Origin of the sequence: Prescottella equi (assembly GCF_002094305.1) — a bacterium.
Classification (GTDB): Bacteria; Actinomycetota; Actinomycetes; order Mycobacteriales; family Mycobacteriaceae; genus Prescottella; species Prescottella equi.
This window is the reverse complement of the sequence record NZ_LWTX01000001.1, coordinates 954859-977322: the sequence shown is the minus strand read 5'-3', so window position 1 is coordinate 977322 and position 22464 is coordinate 954859. Positions and strand designations below refer to the sequence as shown.

At 67.8% G+C, this 22464-nt stretch carries 22 protein-coding genes; 12 read left to right on the top strand and 10 right to left on the bottom strand.

Going from position 1 to position 22464, the window contains the following annotated elements:
• Positions 1-45 precede the first annotated feature (45 nt).
• From A6I89_RS04675 to A6I89_RS04660, 4 genes are all read right to left on the bottom strand, one after another.
• Positions 46-801: a succinate dehydrogenase/fumarate reductase iron-sulfur subunit gene (locus tag A6I89_RS04675; RefSeq protein WP_022596446.1), complete on the bottom strand. Its 756-nt coding sequence runs from the start codon at positions 799-801 to the stop codon at positions 46-48.
• Position 802: 1 nt separating this feature from the next.
• Positions 803-2734 (bottom strand): fumarate reductase/succinate dehydrogenase flavoprotein subunit, encoded by a 1932-nt coding sequence (locus A6I89_RS04670; protein WP_022596447.1) that lies wholly within the window; start codon positions 2732-2734, stop codon positions 803-805.
• Between the two features lie 67 nt (positions 2735-2801).
• Complete coding sequence (locus A6I89_RS04665) at positions 2802-3605, bottom strand: hypothetical protein (RefSeq protein ID WP_013416318.1); 804 nt, start codon at positions 3603-3605, stop codon at positions 2802-2804.
• An 11-nt stretch (positions 3606-3616) separates the two neighbouring features.
• On the bottom strand, positions 3617-3901 hold the full coding sequence (locus A6I89_RS04660; RefSeq protein WP_005512616.1) for a hypothetical protein: 285 nt from the start codon (positions 3899-3901) through the stop codon (positions 3617-3619).
• 257 nt (positions 3902-4158) lie between these two features.
• Here A6I89_RS04660 and A6I89_RS04655 point away from each other — a divergent pair, with 257 nt between their 5' ends.
• From A6I89_RS04655 to A6I89_RS04640, 4 genes are all read left to right on the top strand, one after another.
• Positions 4159-5034 (top strand): TIGR03619 family F420-dependent LLM class oxidoreductase, encoded by an 876-nt coding sequence (locus tag A6I89_RS04655; RefSeq protein WP_013416319.1) that lies wholly within the window; start codon positions 4159-4161, stop codon positions 5032-5034.
• Positions 5035-5237: 203 nt separating this feature from the next.
• Positions 5238-5801: an alkyl hydroperoxide reductase subunit C gene (ahpC, locus tag A6I89_RS04650; protein ID WP_005512614.1), complete on the top strand. Its 564-nt coding sequence runs from the start codon at positions 5238-5240 to the stop codon at positions 5799-5801.
• Positions 5802-5977: 176 nt separating this feature from the next.
• Positions 5978-7567: an alkyl hydroperoxide reductase subunit F gene (gene ahpF / locus A6I89_RS04645; RefSeq protein WP_022596448.1), complete on the top strand. Its 1590-nt coding sequence runs from the start codon at positions 5978-5980 to the stop codon at positions 7565-7567.
• Between the two features lie 122 nt (positions 7568-7689).
• Positions 7690-8253, top strand: a complete 564-nt coding sequence (locus tag A6I89_RS04640) for a hypothetical protein (protein ID WP_226347344.1) — start codon at positions 7690-7692, stop codon at positions 8251-8253.
• Here the strand turns inward: A6I89_RS04640 and bioD are convergent.
• From bioD to A6I89_RS04625, 3 genes are all read right to left on the bottom strand, one after another.
• On the bottom strand, positions 8243-8938 hold the full coding sequence (bioD, locus tag A6I89_RS04635) for a dethiobiotin synthase (protein ID WP_022596450.1): 696 nt from the start codon (positions 8936-8938) through the stop codon (positions 8243-8245). The genes A6I89_RS04640 and bioD overlap by 11 nt on opposite strands.
• A complete protein-coding gene (locus A6I89_RS04630) occupies positions 8935-10101 on the bottom strand; it encodes an 8-amino-7-oxononanoate synthase (protein ID WP_013416322.1) in 1167 nt (388 codons plus the stop codon). Before A6I89_RS04630 ends, bioD begins: the two co-directional genes overlap by 4 nt.
• Positions 10102-10245: 144 nt before the next feature.
• Positions 10246-11550 (bottom strand): adenosylmethionine--8-amino-7-oxononanoate transaminase, encoded by a 1305-nt coding sequence (locus tag A6I89_RS04625; protein WP_022596451.1) that lies wholly within the window; start codon positions 11548-11550, stop codon positions 10246-10248.
• A gap of 115 nt (positions 11551-11665) precedes the next feature.
• On the opposite strand from A6I89_RS04625, the gene A6I89_RS04620 reads away from it, so the two are divergent.
• Positions 11666-13756 carry an acyltransferase family protein gene (locus A6I89_RS04620; RefSeq protein ID WP_022596452.1) on the top strand — a complete coding sequence of 697 codons (2091 nt, stop codon included), beginning with the start codon at positions 11666-11668 and terminating at the stop codon, positions 13754-13756.
• A gap of 9 nt (positions 13757-13765) precedes the next feature.
• Here A6I89_RS04620 and A6I89_RS04615 read toward each other — a convergent pair whose 3' ends face one another.
• Complete coding sequence (locus A6I89_RS04615; RefSeq protein ID WP_005512606.1) at positions 13766-15013, bottom strand: cytochrome P450; 1248 nt, start codon at positions 15011-15013, stop codon at positions 13766-13768.
• A 218-nt stretch (positions 15014-15231) separates the two neighbouring features.
• Between A6I89_RS04615 and A6I89_RS04610 the strand changes: the two genes are divergently transcribed.
• From A6I89_RS04610 to A6I89_RS04590, 5 genes are all read left to right on the top strand, one after another.
• Positions 15232-16014 carry a GNAT family N-acetyltransferase gene (locus A6I89_RS04610; RefSeq protein WP_005512605.1) on the top strand — a complete coding sequence of 261 codons (783 nt, stop codon included), beginning with the start codon at positions 15232-15234 and terminating at the stop codon, positions 16012-16014.
• A gap of 39 nt (positions 16015-16053) precedes the next feature.
• Complete coding sequence (locus A6I89_RS04605) at positions 16054-16641, top strand: hypothetical protein (RefSeq protein ID WP_005512604.1); 588 nt, start codon at positions 16054-16056, stop codon at positions 16639-16641.
• A 30-nt stretch (positions 16642-16671) separates the two neighbouring features.
• On the top strand, positions 16672-17286 hold the full coding sequence (locus A6I89_RS04600; RefSeq protein WP_044991136.1) for a hypothetical protein: 615 nt from the start codon (positions 16672-16674) through the stop codon (positions 17284-17286).
• 211 nt (positions 17287-17497) lie between these two features.
• Entirely contained in the window at positions 17498-18796 is a 1299-nt protein-coding gene (locus A6I89_RS04595; RefSeq protein ID WP_084978808.1) for an HNH endonuclease signature motif containing protein, read from the top strand.
• A gap of 122 nt (positions 18797-18918) precedes the next feature.
• On the top strand, positions 18919-19119 hold the full coding sequence (locus A6I89_RS04590) for a hypothetical protein (RefSeq protein WP_022596470.1): 201 nt from the start codon (positions 18919-18921) through the stop codon (positions 19117-19119).
• A gap of 35 nt (positions 19120-19154) precedes the next feature.
• On the opposite strand, the gene A6I89_RS04585 is transcribed toward A6I89_RS04590, so the two are convergent.
• Together A6I89_RS04585 and A6I89_RS04580 are read right to left on the bottom strand one after the other, a co-directional pair.
• Positions 19155-20360, bottom strand: coding sequence for a PucR family transcriptional regulator (locus A6I89_RS04585; protein ID WP_022596472.1), 1206 nt, complete (start codon positions 20358-20360; stop codon positions 19155-19157).
• Positions 20361-20465: 105 nt separating this feature from the next.
• The gene (locus tag A6I89_RS04580; RefSeq protein WP_022596474.1) at positions 20466-20828 is read right to left on the bottom strand and encodes a hypothetical protein; all 363 of its coding nucleotides are present in this window, start codon (positions 20826-20828) and stop codon (positions 20466-20468) included.
• 163 nt (positions 20829-20991) lie between these two features.
• Between A6I89_RS04580 and A6I89_RS04575 the strand changes: the two genes are divergently transcribed.
• Positions 20992-22032 (top strand): NAD(P)-dependent alcohol dehydrogenase, encoded by a 1041-nt coding sequence (locus A6I89_RS04575; RefSeq protein ID WP_005512597.1) that lies wholly within the window; start codon positions 20992-20994, stop codon positions 22030-22032.
• The gene (locus tag A6I89_RS04570; protein WP_232244749.1) at positions 22029-22424 is read left to right on the top strand and encodes a hypothetical protein; all 396 of its coding nucleotides are present in this window, start codon (positions 22029-22031) and stop codon (positions 22422-22424) included. Before A6I89_RS04575 ends, A6I89_RS04570 begins: the two co-directional genes overlap by 4 nt.
• The last annotated feature ends 40 nt before the right edge of the window (positions 22425-22464 follow it).

The following is a 22464-nucleotide window of genomic DNA, read 5'->3' as shown; positions in this document are numbered from 1 at the left end:
GCCGAAAGCGACTGGCGCGCAAGTGCACCGATCCCGAACCGGCAATCAGTGTCGATCTCGACGGAAGAGCTTGTTGCCCAACCAGACGACCGGGTCGTAGCGCCGGTCCGCGACCCGCTCCTTCATCGGAATCAGAGCGTTGTCGGTGATGTGGATGTCTTCCGGACAGACGTCGGTGCAGCACTTCGTGATGTTGCACAGACCGAGGCCGAAGTCGTCCTGCGCGGCGTCTCTCCGGTCCGCGACGTCGAGCGGATGCATCTCCAGCTCGGCGACCCGCATGAGGTAACGCGGTCCCGCGAAGGCCTCCTTGTTCTCGTCGTGGTCCCGCACCACGTGACACGTGTTCTGGCAGAGGAAGCACTCGATGCACTTACGGAACTCCTGCGAGCGCTGCACGTCGACCTGCTTCATCCGGTACTCCCCCGGCGCCAATCCGGGCGGCGGGGTGAACGACGGGATCTCCCGCGCCTTGGTGTAGTTGAACGAAACGTCGGTCACGAGGTCGCGAATGACAGGGAACGTCCGCATCGGCGTCACCGTGACGACCTCGTCCTCGGCGAACGTCGACATCCGCGTCATGCACATCAACCGGGGCCGGCCGTTGATCTCCGCGGAACACGATCCGCACTTGCCCGCCTTGCAGTTCCACCGCACCGCCAGGTCCGCGGCCTGCGTCGCCTGGATCCGGTGGATGATGTCGAGCACCACCTCGCCCTCGTTGACCTCCACCGCATAGTCCTGCAGGCCGCCGCCCGACGCGTCCCCACGCCAGATCCGGAACTTCGCGTCGTATCCCATGTCAGGTCGCCCTCCCAGGATGAGCGTCGAGTTCGGCGTCGGTGTAGTACTTGCCGAGCTCGTCGATGTCGAACAGCGCCAGCAGGTCCGGGCGCATCGGCAGCTGCTGTTCGCGGGTGACGATCACGTCGGGAACGGACGTGCCGTCCTCCGCGGCCCGGTCGTCGGCGACCGTGCTGCACACCAGCAGCGTCGACCGCCACTGCGGATCCATCGACGGGAAGTCGTCGCGGGTGTGCCCGCCGCGGCTCTCGGTCCGCATCAGCGCCGCGCGTGCCACGCACTCGCTGACGAGAATCATGTTCCGCAGATCCAGTGCGAGATGCCATCCGGGGTTGAACTGTCGATGCCCCTCGACCGTCACCCCAGGCAGGCGGGACTTGACGTCGGCGAGAGTGGCGATGGCCCGTTCGATCTCCGCCTCGGTGCGAATGATGCCGACGAGGTCGTTCATCGTCTGCTGCAGTTGCGTGTGCAGCGTGTAGGGGTTCTCCCCCGCCCCCGGCACCGGCGGATCGAACGGCAGCAGTGCAGCCCGTGCAGCCGTCGCGACGTCGGCCTCCGCCACCGTCGGGCGCGCCTCCAAGGACTGGACGTAGTCGGCCGCGCCGAGTCCGGCCCGGCGCCCGAACACCAGCAGATCGGACAGCGAGTTGCCACCGAGCCGGTTCGACCCGTGCATCCCGCCCGAGCACTCACCTGCCGCGAACAGCCCTGCCACCGTGGAGGATCCGGTGTCGGGATCGACCTCGATGCCCCCCATCACGTAGTGGCAGGTGGGGCCGACCTCCATCTGTTCCTTGGTGATGTCGACGTCGGCGAGTTCCTTGAACTGGTGGTGCATCGACGGCAGCCGCCGCACGATCTCCTCGGCGGGCATGCGCGACGCGATGTCGAGATAGACGCCGCCGTGGGGTGTGGAGCGACCGGCCTTGACCTCGGAGTTGATGGCGCGCGCCACCTCGTCACGCGGCAACAGGTCCGGGGTCCGACGGTTGTTGTCGGGGTCGTCGTACCACTTGTCGGCCTCTTCCGCCGTCTCCGCGTACTGGCCTTTGAACACCGCCGGAATGTACGAGAACATGAAGCGCTCGCCGTCGGAGTTCTTGAGCACACCGCCGTCGCCGCGGACGCCCTCGGTGACGAGGATGCCCTTGACGCTCGGCGGCCACACCATCCCGGTCGGATGGAACTGCACGAACTCCATGTTGATCAGGTTCGCGCCGGCGCGGAGCGCCAGCGCGTGCCCGTCGCCGGTGTACTCCCACGAGTTCGAGGTGACCTTGAACGACTTGCCGATGCCACCCGTCGCCATCACCACCGCCGGCGCCTCGAACAGCACGAACCGGCCGGACTCGCGCCAGTACCCGAAGGCACCGGCGATCCGGTCGCCCTCCTTGAGCAGTTCGGTGACGGTGCACTCGGCGAACACCTTGACCCGGGCCTCGTAGTCCCCGGTGGCCGCGAAGTCCTCCTGCTGGAGGGCGACGATCTTCTGTTGCATCGTGCGGATCAACTCGAGGCCGGTGCGGTCGCCGACGTGGGCGAGCCGCGGGTAGGTGTGGCCGCCGAAGTTGCGCTGGCTGATGCGGCCGTCCTCGGTGCGGTCGAACAACGCCCCGTACGTCTCGAGCTCCCACACCCGCTCGGGCGCTTCGCGCGCGTGCAGTTCGGCCATGCGCCAGTTGTTGAGAAACTTGCCACCGCGCATCGTGTCACCGAAATGGACCTGCCAGCTGTCCTTCGAGTTGGCGTTGCCCATCGCGGCCGCGCAGCCCCCCTCGGCCATCACGGTGTGGGCCTTGCCGAACAGCGACTTGCACACGACCGCGACCGACAGCCCCCGCTCCCGGGCCTCGATGACGGCACGCAGCCCGGCACCACCGGCGCCGATCACCACCACGTCGTACCTGTGCCGCTCGACTTCGGCCATGCGCACTCCCCCATTCGGTACATCCGTCCGGCGAGCGTCTCGGTGCCGACGCCGGAATCGGTGGAACTCAGTTGATCAATCGCAGGTCGGAGATCGTGCCGCTCGCCACCAGCATGATGTAGAAGTCGGTGACGATCAGCGTCCCGAGCGTGGTCCACGCCAGCTGCATGTGCCGGGTGTTGAGCCTGCTCACCCACGTCCACAGCCGGTAGCGGATCGGGTGCGCCGAGAAATGTTTGAGCCGTCCGCCGGTGACGTGGCGGCACGAATGGCACGACAACGTGTACGCCCAGAGCAGGATCACGTTGCCGGTGATGATCAGACTCCCCACGCCGAGCCCGAAGCTGCCGTTCGGCCCCTCGTAGGCGCGAACCGCGTCGTACGTGTTGACGAGCGAGACCACCAGCGCGACATAGAAGAAGTACCGGTGGACGTTCTGCACGATCAGCGGAAAGCGGGTCTCACCCGAATACGTGGAGTGCGGTTCCGCCACCGCGCATGCGGGCGGCGCCAGCCAGATCGACCGGTAGTAGGCCTTGCGGTAGTAGTAGCAGGTGAGCCGAAAGCCGAGCAGGAACGGCAGGACGAGGAATCCCAGCGGAATCCACATCGGCAGCTCGCCCACCCACGTCCCGAAGTGGCTGGCTCCCGGCACGCACGACTCGCTGATGCACGGCGAGTAGAACGGCGTCAGGTAGTGGTAGTCGTCGACCCAGTACGCGGTCCGCACGAACGAACGGACGGTCGCATACACGACGAAGACCGCGAGGCCGAGGGTGGTGAGCAGCGGCGCCAGCCACCACCGGTCGGTGCGCAGGGTGCGCGCACGGATGTCCGCCCGAGCCGGCGGCGGCGCGCCGATCTCGGTCACCCGCGGCGCCCTCACGTGTTCTCGTGGGGGTTGCCGCCGAGTCCCTCGTCGTCCGCGCCCTGCCACAGCGAGCGGTCGTACGGGGTGTCCGGCACCTGCACTCGCTCGGCGGTGGCGCCGGACGTCGGACGCGGCGGCGATTCGCTCAGATCGTGGGCGTCGATGTCGAGTCGATCGACGTCGTTGGCCAGTCGCCGCACGGCGGACGCGTCGCCGTACCTCTCTCGCAACGATCCGACGCACTGACGCAGATGCCCGATCGTGCGCTGCAAATCCATCACTTCGGTGGTGGTCATCCGTACCTCCGCACAAACGTCGGTCGGATCGGGTGGCGGCGGGGCTGCCTGTCGCGCCCGATCTGCCTACACGGTGTGATGCCACTCACAGTACGTCAGCCTCCGCGTCGACGCCGTCGATCGATCGAGATCCGCCGACGAGGTACCGCGAACACCTTCCCACGCAGCGGGAGGAGCGCTGACATGTGATGCAGACCACTCCAGGATGGGGCGTCGGGGCGAACCCCGCCCCGGCACTCGATCGAAGGAGCCCGTCCGTGCGATTCACCTATGCCGAGTCCATGACCGATCCCGACTTCTACGTTCCGCTCGCGCAGGCGGCCGAGCGCGTCGGCTTCGACTCCATGACCATCGCGGACAGCATCTGCTACCCGGAGGAATCGGACTCGGTCTACCCGTACACCCCGGACGGCAGCCGTGAGTTCCTCGAGAACAAGCCGTTCATCGAGGCGATGATTCTCGCGATGGCGCTGGGTGCGGCGACCAGCACGCTGCGGTTCACGACCTTCGTACTCAAGCTCCCCGTCCGCCCGCCGGTGCTGGTCGCCAAGCAGGCCGCATCCGTGGCGTACCTGACCGGCAACCGCCTGCGCCTGGGCGTGGGCGTGAGCCCCTGGCCCGACGATTTCCAGATCATGGATGTGCCGTGGGAGCGCCGCGGGCGCCGGACCGACGAGGCGATCGACATCGTGCGAGGACTGACCGGTGGCGGATACTTCGAGTATCACGGCGAGATCTTCGACGTACCGTCAATCAAGATCAATCCCGTTCCGACGCAGCCGATTCCGATCCTGATCGGCGGCCACAGTGACGCAGCACTGCGCCGGGCCGTGGTGCGTGGCGACGGCTGGACCCACGCTGGCGGCGATCCCGAGGAACTCGACCGGATGCTGGACCGGCTGCAGAAGATCCGGGCCGCCGAGGGCAAGTCGGACACTCCGTTCGAGATCCACGTCGCCTCCGCCGAGGCCTACACGGTGGACGGGATCAAGCGCCTCGAAGACAAAGGCGTCACCGATGTGATCGTCGGCTTCCGCAACTCCTACGACGTCGCCCCGGACGCCGAACCGCTCGCGCAGAAGATCGCGAACCTGGAGAACTACGCGGAATCGGTGATCGCCAACGTGCCCTGACGAGGCAGGACCGTCGACTCTCGCCGCCCGGGCGCCGGGCGGCGAGGATCGACGTCGACGCGCCGGTTTTGCCCGAAACCCTGCCTTCAGCATTGATAGGTAAAGCGTATCTATGAAGTAGACCTCATAGATTGGAACTATCTATGATTCTTGGCTAACCTCTAGAACGTCTGGTATTCAACTTCGACCGAACAGAGGTTCAAATGGCCCTGATCAACAAGCAGATCAAGCCCTTCTCCGCGACCGCGTACAAGAACGGCGCATTCGTCGACGTGTCCGACGAGGACATCAAGGGCAAGTGGGCGATCTTCTTCTTCTACCCGGCCGACTTCACCTTCGTCTGCCCGACGGAGCTCGGTGACCTCGCCGATCACTACGAGGAGCTGCAGCGCCTCGGCGTCGAGGTCTTCTCGGTGTCCACCGACACCCACTTCACGCACAAGGCGTGGCACGACTCCTCCGAGACCATCGGCAAGATCCAGTACGCGATGATCGGCGACCCGACCCTCGAGATCAGCACCAACTTCGAGGTGCTCCGCGAGAACCAGGGCCTGGCCGACCGCGGTACCTTCCTCGTCGATCCCGACGGTGTCGTCCAGTTCATGGAGATCACCGCGGAGGGCATCGGCCGCAACGCTGCCGAGCTGCTGCGCAAGGTCAAGGCCGCTCAGTACGTCCGCTCGCACCCGGGCGAGGTCTGCCCGGCCAAGTGGGAAGAGGGCGAAGAGACCCTCGCTCCGTCGCTGGATCTCGTCGGCAAGATCTGACGTAAGTCGAATCAGCTGACGTAAGTCGCCACGGGCGGCGCGGGCCCGGACGCCACGGGCCCGCGCCCCACCCCGCTTCCGTCTCGACCAGCACCACCCCGCACCTGTCCGGACCGCAGGAGTAACAAGGTCCACTTCCCCGATCACAGCCTTCCCCACGGATGGAGTAGATCCGCATGCTCGACGCCCCCCTCGCCGCCCAACTGAAGTCCCTCCTCGAGCGGTTGACCCTGCCGATCGAGCTCGTGTCCTCCCTCGACGACGGAGCCAAGTCGGCCGAACTCGCCGAACTGCTCACCGAGATCGCCGCGATGTCGGACAAGATCACCTATGAGCGTCTCGACGACGACGCCCGGCGCCCGTCGTTCGCCATCCGCCGCGTCGGCACCGACATCGAGGTCCGCTTCGCCGGCATCCCCCTCGGTCACGAATTCACCTCGCTCGCACTCGCATTGCTCCAGGTCGGCGGCTACCCGTCGAAGGAAGCCCCCGAGGTGCTCGAGCAGGTCCAGGGACTCGAAGGCAAGTACCACTTCGAGACCTACTTCTCGCTGTCCTGCCAGAACTGCCCCGACGTCGTCCAGGCACTGAACCTGATGGCCGTGCTCAACCCCGGTGTCAGCCACGTCGCGATCGATGGTGCGCTCTACCAGGACGAGGTCGACGGCCGGCAGATCATGGCGGTGCCCACCGTGTACCTCAACGGTGAACTCTTCGGCTCCGGTCGGATGAGCCTCCCCGAGATCGTCAACAAGCTCGACGACGGCGCCGCCGATCGCGCGGCAGCCGCGATCGCGGAGAAGGACCCGTTCGACGTGCTCGTCGTGGGTGGCGGCCCGGCCGGAGCTGCGGCCGCGATCTACGCTGCCCGCAAGGGGATTCGCACCGGCATCGCCGCCGAGCGCTTCGGCGGTCAGGTCCTCGACACGATGGCGATCGAGAACTACATCTCGGTCCCCTACACCGAGGGCCCGAAGTTCGGCGCTGCACTCGAGAACCACGTGCGCCAGTACGACGTCGACCTCATGAACACCCAGCGTGCCGCGAAGCTCGTGCCGGCGGCCACCGAGAACGGCCTCGTCGAGGTCGAACTGGAGAGCGGCGCTTCGCTTCTCGCCCGCACGGTGATCCTGTCGACAGGTGCGCGCTGGCGCTCGATGAACGTGCCCGGCGAGACCGAGTACCGGAACAAGGGCGTCACCTACTGCCCGCACTGCGACGGTCCGCTGTTCAAGGGCAAGCGCGTCGCGGTCATCGGCGGCGGCAACTCGGGTGTCGAGGCGGCCATCGACCTCGCGGGCATCGTCTCGCACGTCACGCTCGTCGAGTTCGACTCGGTGCTGCGCGCCGACGAGGTGCTGCAGCGCAAGCTGCGCAGCCTGCCGAACGTGACCATCCTGCTCAGCACCCTCACCACCGAGGTTCTCGGCGACGGCAGCAAGGTCACCGGCCTCACCTACACCGACCGCACCACCGACGAGTCGCACACCGTCGACCTCGAGGGCGTGTTCGTGCAGATCGGCCTGCTCCCCAACACCGAGTGGCTGGACGGCAGCGTCGACCTGTCGCCGCGCGGAGAGATCGTCGTCGACGACCGCGGTCAGACGTCGGTGCCGGGCGTGTTCGCCGCGGGTGACTGCACGACGGTTCCGTTCAAGCAGATCGTGATCGCTGCCGGAGCAGGAGCGACGGCTGCCCTGTCCGCGTTCGATCACCTGATCCGCACCAGCGCTCCGGAAGAGGAGTCGGCGGCAGCGGTCGGCTGACGCTCTCCCATGACGACCCCCGGGTCCGGTGCCGTTTCGGTGCCGGACCCGGGGCCGTTCAGGCCGACGGGCCGCAACCCTGTTCGGATAATCCATAGATTCCGTCCCGCCCGAAGTTCCGTGTGGAGCTGCCGGCCCGGCCAGTCGGTCGGCTGTGCAACGATGCCGACATGTCCGCTATTACCGACTATTTCTCCGCGCCGTCCGACGAGGCCGCGGCGGCGGCTCTCGACGATCTGCTCGACCTAGAGCCGGACGACATCGCCGCGACCGAGGAGCTCTACCGCATCTCGCCGGACGAAGCCACCCGCCCCCGGGTACGGACCGCCGCGAGCGAAACGCCGGTTCTGCAGGCGAAGGGGATCGACCCGAAGGTCTCGCTCGGGCAGCTCGAGGCGGTGCTCACCGGACGCAGCTATGACGACGTCAAGACCGGCCCGAGGCACGGATCCATGGTGGCGGACAGCGAGGACGGTGACGCGTTCGTACTGTCCGTCGCCGACGAATTGCGCACTGCACTGGCCGCTTCCGATCCGAGCGCACTGATCGCCGCGGCGCGCGAATGGATCTTCGACGAAGATGCGGAGCCGTCGGAGGAGTCGGTCCCGTTCGTCGTCGCGTTGGCCGAACTGGCCAGCATTGCGGCATCCCGCGGCGAGCGGCTTTACTGCCGCATCATCGTCTGATCAACAGCGAGTCGAGCCAGTCGGGCTCGAACCACGTGGGCGCGGTCGCGGCGAATCCGGCGGCGTCCGAGCCCGCGACGCCCTCGGGCACGCGCCCGACCACCGCGGACCCGGTGACGGCGGGCAGATCGTGGAGGTTGCAGCGGGCCGCGAGATCCGGACGCCGAGGCCAGGATCCGACGACGAACCCGCTGCACTTCACGCCCGCAGCGGCAAGCGCTTCGGCCGTGAGCGCGCAGTGATTGAGGGTGCCCAGACCGGCAGCGGCCACCACGACGACGGGGGCACCGAGTTCGGCTGCCACGTCGCGAACCGTGAACCCGTCGGCGCCGAGTCGCACCAACAGCCCGCCCGCGCCCTCCACCAGCGTCACGGCGTGTCGGGCGTCGAGATCGCGTGTCGCGGCAACCACCTCGGGTTGCGTCAGCATCGGCAGCGCAGCGCGGCGCGCGGCGGTGTCGGGAGCCAGCGGTTCCGGGTATCGCGCCAACTCGACGGTCGCGGTCACGCCGCTGAGCCTGGTCACCTCCGCCAGATCGCCGGGTTCGTCGACCGTGACGCCGGTCTGTGCGGGCTTGCACACCGCAACCGACTGACCTGCGGCGCGCAACGCGGCGGCGAGCGCGGCGGTGACGACGGTCTTGCCGACGTCGGTGGACGTTCCGGAGATCACGAGAACACTCATGCCGGCACCCCTGCGCGACGCTCCGAGAGAACTTCTGCCAGAACGGATTCGATGACTGCCATCTCGGCGGAATCGATCGTCGCCCGCGCCGTCAGACGCAGGCGCGACGTGCCCTCCGGGACGGATGGTGGGCGGAAACAGCCCACGTGCAGGCCGCGGTCCCGGCAGGCCGCCGCGGCCGCGACCGCCACCTCCGGATCGCCCAGCACCACCGACACCACGGCCGACTCGGGGTCGGCGGCCCCGGTGATGCGGGCGAGGTCGCGGGCGCGGTCCAGGACGGCGGTCGCCCGCTGCGGCTCTCGCCTGAGCACCGACAGCGCCGCCCGGGCAGCGCCCACCGCGGCGGGCGCCAGGCCGGTGTCGAAGATGAACGTGCGTGCCGCGTCGATCAGGTGTGCACGGACTTTCCGCGACGCGAGTACCGCACCACCCTGGCTCGCGAGAGACTTCGACAGTGTCGCGGTGACGACGACGTCCGGTTCCCCGGCCAGGCCCATCTCGTGGACGAGTCCGCGACCACCGCGGCCGCGCACGCCGATGCCGTGCGCCTCGTCGACGAGCAGGACGGCGCCGTGCTCTCGGCACACCCGGTGCATGTCGGCCAGCGGAGCGAGGTCGCCGTCGGCGCTGAACACCGAGTCGGTGAGGACGAGGGCACGCTCCTCGGCTCGCTCGGCGAGTGCGCGGCGCAGGAAGTCGACGTCGGCGTGCGGCGCCACGACGACGCGGGCCCGTGACAGCCGGCACGCATCGACGAGTGAGGCGTGACAACCGGCGTCCGACACGATCAACGCATCCTGACCCGAAAGTGCGGTCACTGCACCGAGATTGGCGGCGTATCCGCTTGCGAACACCAGCCCGGACTCGGCTCCCACGAAGGCGGCGAGCTCGCGTTCGAGGAGTTCGTGGTCGGACGTCGTGCCGGTGACCAGGCGCGATCCGGTCGCTCCCCCGCCCCAGCGCCGGACGGCGTCGACAGCTCCGTCGACCACCTCGGGGTGCCGGACGAGACCCAGATAATCGTTGGACGCGAGGTCGACCACCCGATCGATCTCGCTGCGGGCCCGCAGCTCGCGGTGCAGTCCTGCCGCCCGCCGCGCCCTTTCGACGTCGTCGAGCCAATCCAGAGCCGCGTTATCGGTACCCACCCGCAGCACCATACAAGCTCACTTGAACGGTGTTCAAGTGAGCTTGTATCGGACCTCGTCGTCCGCGTTCGACCGCCCACCGCACCACCCGGATTCCGCGGCCGAGTGCGCCGACCGATGCCGTCACAGTGCTCACCCGGACTGGAGCGACGAAGATCATATTTCGGCGCGACTCCGGGACTGGCTGCTCGCCGCCGCGACCATTCCGGCGGCGATGCGGTCGATCTCCTCGGCGGTGCACACGTAGGGCGGCATCGCGTAGATCAGATTCCGGAACGGACGCAACCAGACGCCCGCGGCGACCGCCGCCGCAGTCACCGTCGGCATGTCGACGGGTTCGGCGAGTTCGATCACGCCGATTCCCCCGAGGACCCGCACGTCCACCACGCCGGGCACGTCCCACGCGGGAGCGAGGCCGCGCCCCAGTCCCGTGTTCAGCGCCCCGACCTCCGCACGCCAATCGCGCGAGAGCAGCAACTCCACCGCGGCGACCGCCACCGCGCACGCCATCGGGTTCCCCATGAACGTGGGCCCGTGCATGATGCCGCCGCCCTCGCCGGCGCTGATCACCTCGGCGACCGCGGTCGTGCACAGCGTCGCGGCGAGCGTGAGGTAGCCGCCGGTGAGCGCCTTGCCCACACACATGACATCCGGCGCCACCCCGGCGTGGTCCGCGGCGAACAGTTCTCCGGTGCGGCCGAAGCCCGTGGCGATCTCGTCGAACACCAGCAGCAGACCGTGCTCGTCGCACATGCGGCGCAGTTCGCGCAGGTAATCGGGGTGATGGAACCGCATGCCGCCGGCACCCTGGACGACGGGTTCGACGATGATCGCGGCGAGTTCGTCACGATGCGCCACCACCAGGGCCTCGAAATCGGCGACGTACCCGGGATCGAAGTCGCGCGGCGGGGCGGGCGCAAACAGTTGCCGGGCGAGCACGTCGGTCCACATCGCGTGCATGCCGCCGTCGGGGTCGCAGACGCTCATCGGCGCGAACGTGTCGCCGTGGTATCCGCCGCGCCACGTGAGCAACCGGTGCTTCTCGGGACGTCCGCGGCTGCGCCAGTACTGCAGGCACATCTTCACCGCGACCTCCACCGACACCGAGCCGGAGTCGGCGAGGAACACCTTGTCGAGTCCGGCGGGGGTGATCTCGACCAAGAGTTCGGCGAGGCGCGCGGCGGGCGCGTGGGTGAGGCCGCCGAACATCACGTGACTCATCCGTCCGAGTTGGTCGGTGACGGCGGCGTCGAGCACCGGGTTGCGATACCCGTGCACGGCCGACCACCACGAGCTCATCCCGTCCACCAGTTCCGTGCCGTCGGCGAGCGTGAGCCGTGCCCCTTGGGCGGACTCGACGACCAGCGACGCCGTCGACGCAGGAAACGCGCCGTAGGGGTGCCACAGATGGGTGGTGTCGATTTCGACGATTCGGTCGGCCGTCAGATGCAGGGAGTTCACGGCGCTCGACTGTAGGTGTCAAGCATCACGGGCGGGTCGGCAGGTACGTTGGACAGGTCCCCGCCGGCGGAATCCGCCGCGGTCGACCCCCTGTCGTCTGCCCGGGAAGATTCGCGTGTCCGTCCGCTCCACCGACCGAACCCTCCTCGGCGGGCCGTCGGCGTCGGCAACTCGTGGCCGCGCCGCGTACCGCCACGATCTCGACGGACTCCGCGGTCTCGCGATCGGTCTCGTCGTCGTCTACCACGTCTGGTTCGGTCGGGTGTCCGGCGGCGTCGACATCTTCCTCACGCTGTCGGGGTTCTTCTTCGTCGCCTCGCTGCTGCGGGCCGCGGAATCCGGAGGCCGGCTCGATCCGGTTCCGGTGGTCCGGCGGGTCCTGCGGAGGCTGCTGCCGCCACTCGTTCTCGTGCTGGCGGCGGTGGTGGCCTTCACCGTCACGATGCATCCGGCCACCCAGTGGTTCGACACCGCGCGGCAGGTCACGGCGTCGTTGACGTTCCTGCAGAACTGGCACCTCGCCGACAGTGCGAGCGACTATCTCGCCGCCGACCCGTCGGTAAGCCCGCTGCAGCATCTGTGGTCGATATCCGTCCAGGGGCAGTTCTATCTGGCTGCGCTCGTCCTCGTCTTCGGGCTCGCGTGGCTGCTCCGCGCACGTGGCATCACGGTTCGCGGACCGCTCGCGATGCTGCTCGGTGTTCTCGCGATCGCCTCGCTGACCTACGCGACGACCAGCGACCTGCCTCAGACGTGGCTGTACTACGACACCGCTGCCCGGATGTGGGAACTACTCGTCGGCGGTCTGCTGGCCTGCGCGGCCCCGTATCTGCGGGTGCCACGGGTGTGGCGGGTGCTCCTCGCGGTCGCCGGGCTCGCGATCGTCGTCGCGTGCGGCATGGTGCTCGACGGACGAAGCCAGTTCCCGGGACCGTGGGCGCTCGTTCCCGTCGGTGCCGCACTCGCGATCATCGTCGCCGGGGCGGAGGGAGACGACCGAGATCCCTCCCCCACCCGCCTGCTCGCGTCACCTCCCCTGGTTCGGTTGGGGTCGATCGCGTACGCGCTGTACCTGTGGCACTGGCCGGTCCTCATCGCGTTCCTGGTCTGGCGCGAGGAGCCGGATGTCGGTTTCGCCGGCGGCGTCGTCGTCATCGGCCTCTCCCTTGCGCTCGCCGAACTCACCACCCGCCTGATCGAGACGCCTATCCGGCAGACGTCGGGCCCGCGCGCAGTGCGTGGCACACTGATCGGCGTCGTGTCGCTGATCACAGTCGCGCTCGCCGCGGCCTCGGTGACGTGGACCGGGTTCGTCGATCGCCGCACCGAGGAGTGGGCGCAGCAGACATCACTCGACTCCGCGGCGTACCCCGGCGCCGCCGCGCTGCTGTCCGGCGCCGACGTCGAGTTCGCGCGCGAGCAGCCGTCACGCTTCGTGGCGCACGCGGACCTGCCCGCGACCACCCTCGACGGATGCATGTCCCAGGACGGTCAGACCGAAGCTCTCAACTGCACGTACGGCGACACGGAGGCAGACCGCAGCATCGCGTTGATCGGCGGCTCGCACGCCGAGCACTGGCTACCGGCGCTCGACGAGCTGGGCCACAAGCACCGTTTCCGGGTGGAAACGTACGTGAAGGTGGGATGCCCGGCAGTGCTCCCGCCGGGACCGGACGCCCCCGTCGGCGAATGCGAGGAGTGGACGTTCGACGTTCTCGACGCGGTGGCCGCCTCGCGCCCCGACATCGTGTTCAGCACCTCCACCCGTCCCCGCCCGGGTGCGGCCGGCGACTACACCCCCGACACCTACCTCGCGTTGTGGCAGGCCCTGACGGACCTCGACCTACCGACGATCGTCGTGCGCGACACCCCGTGGTTGGAATCCGACGGCGTCGCCTACCGCGCATCGGACTGCCTGGCCCGACGCGGCGGCAACGCCGACACGTGCGGTATCGACCGGGCGCAGGCCCTCGACCCGATCGATCCCGCGCTGGACGCCTCGGCCCCGTTCCCCACCGTCTTCCCTCTCGACCTCTCCGATGCCGTGTGCCGGGAGGATCGTTGCCGGGTGATCGAGGGCAACGTGCAGATCTACCGGGACTCGAACCACCTCACCGCGTCGTACGTGAGAACCCTGACGCCGGTGATGGAGGACCGACTCGGCCCTCTGACGGGATGGTGGTCGGACGCGCCGGCGGACTACTGACTCCGGTTGTCAGTGCGCCACCGGACACTTGCCGGCGTAGTCGACCTGTAGTTCCTTGATCCCGTTGATCCACCCGGACCGCAGTCGGCGCGGGTCGCCGAGCTTGGTGATGTCGGGCATGTGGTCCGCGATCGCGTTGAACATCAGCTCGATCTCCATCCGCGCGAGGTTCGCACCGATGCAGAAGTGCGCACCGGTGCCCCCGAAGGCGAGGTGGTCGTTGTCGGTGCGGGTGATGTCGAACCGCATCGGATCCTCGAATACGTCCTCGTCGAAGTTGGCCGACGAGTAGAACATCACGACGCGGTCGCCCTTGCGGATGGTCTGCCCGCCGAGTTCGGTGTCCACCAACGCCGTTCGCTGGAATCCGACGACCGGCGTGGCCCAACGGATGATCTCGTCCACTGCTGTCGCCGGACGCTCACGCTTGTAGAGCTCCCACTGGTCGGGGTTGTCCATGAACGCCATGATGCCGTGCGTAATGGCGTTGCGAGTCGTCTCGTTCCCGGCGACCGCGAGCAGAAGCACGAAGAACCCGAACTCCTCGGACGCCAGCCCGTCGCCGTCGACGTCGGCCTCCACGAGCGTGGTGACGATGTCCTGCGCCGGGCACTTGCGTCGCTCCTCGGCCATCGCGTACGAGTACGCGAGAATCTCGGCGGACGCAGTGGCGGACTCCTGCGCGAACTCGGGATCGTCGTAGCCCATCATCTGGTTCGACCAGTCGAAGATCTTGTGCCGATCCTCCTGCGGCACACCGATGAGCTCGGCGATGGCCTGCAGCGGCAGCTCACACGCCACCTGCTCGACGAAGTCCCCGGACCCCGCGGCCACGGCGTCCTGCACGATCTTCTCCGCCCGCGCCTTCAGCGCCGGACGCAGACTCTGGACAGCGCGCGGCGTGAAGCCACGGGCGATCACTTTCCGGAGCTTGGTGTGCTCGGGGGCGTCCTTGTTGATCAGCAGGTGCCGCATCAGCTCGACCGTCTCCCGCGGCATGTCGTCCGAGAACCGCGCGATCGCAGTGTTCTCCCAGGTCGAGTAGACCTCGCTGTTGCGGGAGACCTCCTTGACGTCCTCGTGCCGGGACACCGCCCAGTAGCCCTCGTCCGCGTACCCGCCCTTGGTCGGCGGCTGTGCCACCCAGTGCACCGGCGCCGATTTGCGCAGCGCCGCGAACTCGCTGATCGGCAACCGCCGCTCGTACACGTCAGGGTCGGTGAAATCGAAACCTTCGGGGACACCGGGAACTGTCACGCCGCACACCTTCTCTCGGGATCGAGGCGGACCGTTCAGCGATCCGCGTGACCATGATCACACGATCGCGCAGACCGCCGCTTGGGCATTCGGCACAGCACGGCGGGTGCGAATTGTGCTGTCGGCACAAACGCCACGCACGTCGATCGCGGTGAGCACCGCCGGAGAGCACCTACCGGATTTCGCCGACCGGATCCTCGGGTGCGAGGCTGGGACGCATGGCGCCAGATACCCGCTCAGAGACTCTCCCGGCCGGGCGATCGGACTCCGGCGCACTGCTCGCGCAGTGGCAGGAGACCGACGACCAGGTGCTCGATCACCCGGTCCACTTCTCGCTGACCGGCGCTCACGCCCACCTCTCCCGCACCGTCGGTCGGGCGAATGCGTACGCCGACGAGGTGTCGACCTTCTGCTCGGTTCCGGCCGACCCGCGACCCGAGGATTGGGAAGATCTCGCCCGCCTGCTCGGGGCCGGCGGCTTCGCCGATCTCTTCAGCTGCCCGGAACTCCCACCGGCACACTGGGAGCCGGTTTTCGTCCTCGACGGGTTGCAGATGCTGGCGCCACCCACGGGCGTGCACCCTGCTACTGCCGAGGACGGGCTTCCCGCCGGATTCGCGCTCGTCGAACTCGGTGACGCGGATCTGCCGGAAATGCTCGCGCTCGTGACGGAAACACGTCCGGGTCCGTTCTGGTCGCGCACACCCGAGTTCGGAACCTACCTCGGGATCCGCCGGGACGGCGCTCTGGTGGCCATGGCCGGTGAGCGCCTGCGCCCGCCGGGCTGGACGGAGATCAGTGCCGTCTGCACCGCACCGGACGCGCGCGGCCACGGCCTGGCCGCGCACCTGGTCCGAGCGCTCGCCGACCGGATCGCGGCCCGCGGCGAACGAGCGTTCCTGCACGTCGCCGCCACCAATGCCCAGGCGATCAGCGTGTACACCCGTCTGGGGTTCAGGCAACGGCGAAACGTGACGTTCCGCGGATTCCGAGTTCCCTGAGTAGCGCCGCGAATCGGGTGTCGCCGCCATAATCTCCGGATGGGCATTACGCGGTGTGCCGACCTGACGGTCGCGCGGTGGCTGGAGCGGTCGGACGAAGATTGGCGACATCTGGCGGCACGAGGCCCACGCGACTTCGAGAAGCACGCGCGCCTACGGTTCATTCCCGACCCGAGCTTTCCGGGGCAGTCAGAGGGCGACGTCCGGCGCGCCCCGGGCGCGCTGTCCGACAACGAACAGCTGGGCGTGGCTCTCGCGGACTTGACCCCCTACACCGCGACGCCCGACGACTGTTATTTCTGCATCTGGGAAGGATGGCCGAGCTTCTCCGGGGACGATCCGATGCCGAGAATCTCGATCCCGAACCGCGCCTACTTCCTCTTCCGCGGATCACTAGCCGACGTCGCCGACTGGGACTCACAGGTTTCGGAGCTGCTCCAGGACACGGTAGCCCCCACGCCCGCGTTCGTCTGGCCGGCCGATCACGCGTGGTGCGTCACATGCGACGTCGACCCACACTTCGCAACGATCGGCGCAAGCGCCGACGCGATCGCGCGGCTCGTCGCGGACACCCGCGTAGACGTCGTGGTCGACGATCCCGACACCGAGCCGCCGTACTACGGCTGAGGGCGCGCCTTTTCGACCTATCCTCGGAGGATGGCGTGCGAAGCGAGGCCGGTCCACGACCGAGGCTCCCTCGGCTGGGTTGTGTGGGTCAACCTCGCGGCGGCGGTGGCCGCGGCAGCGGTGATGACTGCCGTGGCGTGGCACCTCCCGTGGCCGTCCCCTTCCGACAGCGCTGTCGCACGCGCGAGTGCCCGCACCGCACTGGCGCTTTCAGCCGTGGTGGCGACCGTCGTCGCAGCCCTCATCGTGACGCGGCGTCGGCGCTGGACATGGGCAATCGTGGTCTGGCTTCTCGTTGCCGGGTGCGCACTCGGCGCATCCACATTCGGCCGTCCCACCTTCGCCGACCATCGACGAGAGTTCGAAGAGGTTGCACACCAACTACTTCGCGAGCCCGAGAATCTTCGCGGCGGCCGCTACCAGCGCGACGTAAGAATCGGACGATTCGACGTCGCGTACGCCCATGTCGGCGGCGATGGCTCGGTGTACTTCCACGATGCACGAACGGGACTGTCGCCGTTCGACAATCCGGGATGGATCTACGCACCTCACGGCCTCTCCGAAGCCACCCTGAAACGCACGGCCTCACGCAACATCGGGGACGGCTGGTACACCTTCCCCAACCTCGTCGTCGACGACTACTGAGTTCGGCACAGAAGGACCGTGGGGTGATTCGAACCGAGGTCGACCTACATCCGCATCTTCACCTCGAACGGGACCTTCGTCCGTCGCGACCTCGCCATACGCCCACCCACGCCGGCTCGCGTCCCGGCTCTTCAACGCCGGGACCTCCCGGAAAGTCTGACGCAGGAGAAGCCCCATTGACTCGAACATATATTCGAACTAGACTTGGGTCATGAATCCGGGGGGACTCAATTCGCTGGTCACGGTCACCGCACCGCGACCAGGAGACGTGCACACACTGCCAGAAATCCTGCTGGTGCAGACCGGCCTCGACATCTGCCACGCGATCGAACAACTCGAAGCACTACGTGCAGCCATCGTCGCCGAAATCGACGAGCGCGCAGTCTCGTTCGACACCCTCGGATTTCGCAGTGTCAAGCAGTGGTTGGCTGCGAACACGTTGCTGGAGGTACCGGCTGCCGCACGGATCCTCGCATTGGGCCGGATGCTGAGCCGACAGCCCGAGATCGCCGACGCCTTCAACGCCGGCGATATTTCCGCCGAGCACGCGGCGTTGATCGGGAAGTTCTGCGAGACCCCGCCGCGCGGCATGCCGAACGAAGCGCTTGGTTCGTGCCGGAAGGTGTTGCTGGACGCCGCGTCCGGTCCCGCCGCGACCACTACGACCGTTCGCACCTGCATCTCGCGGTTGGAGCGGATCTTCGAATCCGACGAACTCCCGCCCAGCGAAGACGCCGAGCGCAACGAGTTCCACGCCTCGAAAACGTTGAACGGACGCGTCGCGGTCGAAGGTGACCTCGACGCCGTCACCGGCGAGATGCTGTTGACGGCACTCTCGGCACTGACCAAGCCGAGGAAGCCGGTCGACGACCCCGCCGAAAAACGCACCCCGGCACGGCAGCGGGCGGACGCATTCTCCGAGATCCTGCGCCGCTACCTCGACTCCGGCGAAGCACCCGTCGAGGGCGGCGAGCGGCCACACCTGTCACTCCATGTGAACGCCGCCGACCTCGCCCGCAGCAAGTCGGCTCACGAGTGGGTGAATCCAGACAGCGATTCGGATCTGTTCGGCGACAAAGACATCGCACGCATGCCCCACACGGGGCCCCTGTCGATCGCGACCGCCCGCCGGATCGCGTGCGACTGCCACCTCACCCCCATCGTCATGGACGACGGCGTCCCCTTGAATCTGGGGCGAACGAGCAGGACCGTGTCGAAGAAACAGCGCCGCGCGTTGATCGCCCGCGACCACGGCTGCGCCTTCCCCGGCTGCGGCGCACCACCCGCCCACTGCGAAGGCCACCACGTAAAGCACTGGGCAGACGGCGGACCCACCGACCTCGACAACCTCGTCCTACTCTGCCGCTACCACCACCAACTCCTCCACCACAGCCACTGGGACGTGAAAATCGGCGCCGACCGGCACCCGTGGTTCACACCACCGAGCACCGTCGACCCCTACAAGAAACCCGTCCCCGCCCACAACCGCGCCGGACCACACGCCGCATGACACGGCAGCCGGCACCCGAAACAGCGTGCCGGCTATCGCCGGATGCACGAGTTCGGCAACATTGTCTGCCATTCGGCTGCACGCCAAGTCCACATACGCACCAACCACGTACGGAGCTACCCATGAACAGATTCTCGACCGGGGCAATACTGCTCTACCTGACCGCCGTCATCGCCCAAGCACTGACGTGGCCCGACCTGGGCAGCGCGGAACGCAGCTCGCGTGTTGTGCTCTTCCTTCTCGCCGCTGCGCTACTGACGGCGATTCTCGGATCACGTGCCGACCGAGCTCGGCATCCCGAAGCGGCGGCTGACCGGCAGTGAGTGTTTCATCGCGTGCCAGCGGACAGCGATCTCCGTTATCCGCCGAATGCCTCGAAACACTCCAAGGCGAGTTCCAGTTTCAGCCTGCGCGCCAGAATGTCGCCGCCGAGAAGTTCTTCCGCCCGCTGCATGCGGTACCGGACGGTGTTCTTGTGGATTCCCAGCCGACGGGCTGCGGCCTCATGGTTGCCGTGACAGTTCATCACGGCGCGCAGGGTGTCCCGCAAACGCTCGGACGCAGGATCCTCACCGAGGAGACCGGCCAGCTCCCGGGCGACGAGGGCGCGCATCGCGTCGGGATCGGCCGACAACATCGAGACCAGTTCGACGTGGGTGTAGCTGGTCACGGCCTTTCGCTGCTTGCCGACCTCGGCGATCCGCTGCGCCGCGAGCGCCTCACGATGGCTGCTGCGGAATCCCTCGATTCCCGGAGCACGCTCACCGACCGCGAGGCGGACGCCGTCCGGAATCCGACAGTGGTCGACGACCCACGGGTCGTCGCTGTCCTGCGCGATCCACGACCACACGCCGTGCGCACCCGACGGCACCGACAGGGTGCGCCGGCCGGCCGCAACTCGTGACATCACCCGGTCGAGGGAGCCGGCGAACACCGTCGAGTCGTCGACCCACGCGACCACGGCGGTGTGTGTGAGTCGCAACGGGTAGCCGAGCAGTCCCGACGACTGCGCGACGCCCCCACCGCCGTCGAGGATCTCGCGCACCGTGGTCACGCGGGACGCGAAAGCGCCCTGCAGCAGCCGCTCCCGCTCGTCCGCGTACGTGACGGCAAGTTCGTCGAGCATCGCGTTGAGCAGCTCGCTGGTCTGCGACCACATCGTGGTGAGGACCTCGAGTTTGAACTGGGCGTCGAGGTCCTCCTGCTGCAGGAACTCGGTCGCGAACGACAACATGGCTCGGTGACCGGCGTGATAGAGCTGAGACAACACCCGCAGCTCGAGTCCCCGCTGTGCGACCGTGCGGGCGAGCGCGTGGGCCTCGACGGAGACCGGCGCCTCGGCCGATCCGTCGGCGGACTGTCCGGACGCACCGAGGAACGCGCCGAGCTGACTGCGCACCGCCGCTCGTAGGTCTCGTTGAAGTTCGGCGTCCGCGGCCAACTCGGGAATGTCCGTGGTGAACGACTCCTCGAGGCCCGACAGGAAGAGATCGAGGTCGTGCTGCGTCAGCGTGCTGGTGAGGTAGTTGCGCAGCCAGCGTTCTGCCGGTTCCCGCGCGTTCACTCGCCATCACACCTTTCCGGATCGAGCTCGCCGCCGACGATCGGCGGCATCCACCGTAGACGCGGCACCTGTAGTGCACAGCGACGAAACGCCGCGGACGGGCCGCTAGCGCAGATCCGCACCGGTCAGCCGCAGTGTGACGTAGTCGCTGTCGACCAGAGAAGAGTCGAACACGCGGTCGCCCTTCGCCAGCGATCGACGTACCCCCGGCTCGAGGGCGTCCCACCAGGCGTCCAGACACTGACGGCGGACGAACAGGTAGTCCGACAGTGGGCCCTGGAAGATCGCGAAGTGCGGCACGTCGTCGTCGGAGGTGACGTAGCAGACGCTGTCGTCACCGCAGACACTGATGACCTGGCCGATGAACTCCGGGGGCACGAAGCCCTGCGGATTGCGAAGCAGCGCAAGTCGCGCCCGCTCCGACAGGCGGCCGTAGACGTGTTCGGGTTCCGGGATCGCGTCCCCCATGTCCTGCAACCTAACGCCCGGGGACGGGGCCTGTCCCCCGAGTCGGCGGATCCGTGCGATGCTCGAGACGCGACACGTCCTCGACCGCGAGTGCCCATCGAACGCGAGAGCCCATCGAACGCGAGAGCCCATCGAACGCGAGAGCCCATCGAAGGAGTGCATTGTGAAGGCGATCCAGTACACCCGTATCGGGGCGGAGCCCGAACTCGTCGACATCCCGACGCCCGAGCCGAAAGCCGGTGAAGTGCTGCTCGAGATCACCGCTGCGGGCGTGTGCCACTCGGACGAATTCATCATGAGCCTGCCCGCCGAGCAGTTCGGCTACGAACTGCCGATGACACTCGGTCACGAGGGCGCCGGCCGGGTGGCCGCCGTCGGCGCAGGCGTCACCGACCTCGACATCGGCACGAACGTCGTCGTGTACGGGCCGTGGGGTTGCGGACGTTGCTGGCACTGCGCGCAGGGGCTCGAGAACTACTGCTCCCGCGCAAGGGAACTCGGCATCGCCCCACCCGGCTTGGGCGCGCCGGGCGCGATCGCCGAGTACATGATCGTCGACTCGCCGCGTCACCTGGTCCCGATCGGTGACCTCGACCCCGTCACGACGGTGCCGCTGACCGACGCCGGGCTCACCCCGTACCACGCGATCAAACGGTCGCTCGGCAAGCTCCGCGCCGGTTCGTACGCAGTCGTGATCGGCACCGGCGGTCTCGGACACGTCGGCATCCAGCTGCTCCGCCACCTGTCCCCTGCACGCATCATCGCCCTCGACGTCAACGACGAGAAGCTTGCGTTCGCCCGCGAGGTCGGCGCGCACGAGACCGTGTTGTCGAACGCCGACGCCGCTGCGAACGTCCGGAAGATCACGGGTTCGGCCGGTGCCGCGCTGGTCCTCGATTTCGTGGGTGTGCAGCCGACGCTCGACGTCGCGACCGCAGTGGCCGGAGTCGGGTCCGACGTCACGATCGTCGGGCTCGGCGACGGGAAGTCCGCGGCCCGGGTCGGCTTCTTCACCGGTGCGTACGAGACGAATGTCGCGTCTCCGTACTGGGGTTCACGCAGCGAGCTCATCGAGTTGATCGACCTCGCGCACCAGGGTGTCCTGGACATCGCGGTCGAGCGGTTCGCGCTCGACGACGGCGTCGAGGCGTACCGCCGACTCGCGGCAGGAACGTTGCGCGGTCGGGCTGTCGTCGTGCCGTGAGCCGTGCTGCGGATGTGCTCCGCAGGCTCGTCGGCGGTCTCTTCGTATTCACCGCCGGCATCCACGTCGGCATCGTCGCGGCAGACCCCGAGTTGTACCGACCGTTCGCCGATCGGACGTATCTGCCTCTCGTCCGGACTGCGTGGCGAGACGTCTTCATGGCCCACCCTGCCGGGTGGGGTCTGGTAGTCGCGGCCGGAGAGCTGGCGATCGGCGTGCTGACCCTCGCGGGCGGTCGGTGGACCAGGCTCGGACTGATCGGCGCGATCGTCTTCCACGTGGCACTCATGATGTTCGGCTGGGGATACTGGATCTGGAGTGTTCCGACGCTCGTCGTGCTCGGATATCTGCTCCGGGAGAACCTCCGGCAGCCTCGGCGTCGTAGCGTGTAGGGACTAGCGCTCCGACCCGTCGAGCAGGGAAGCACCGGAG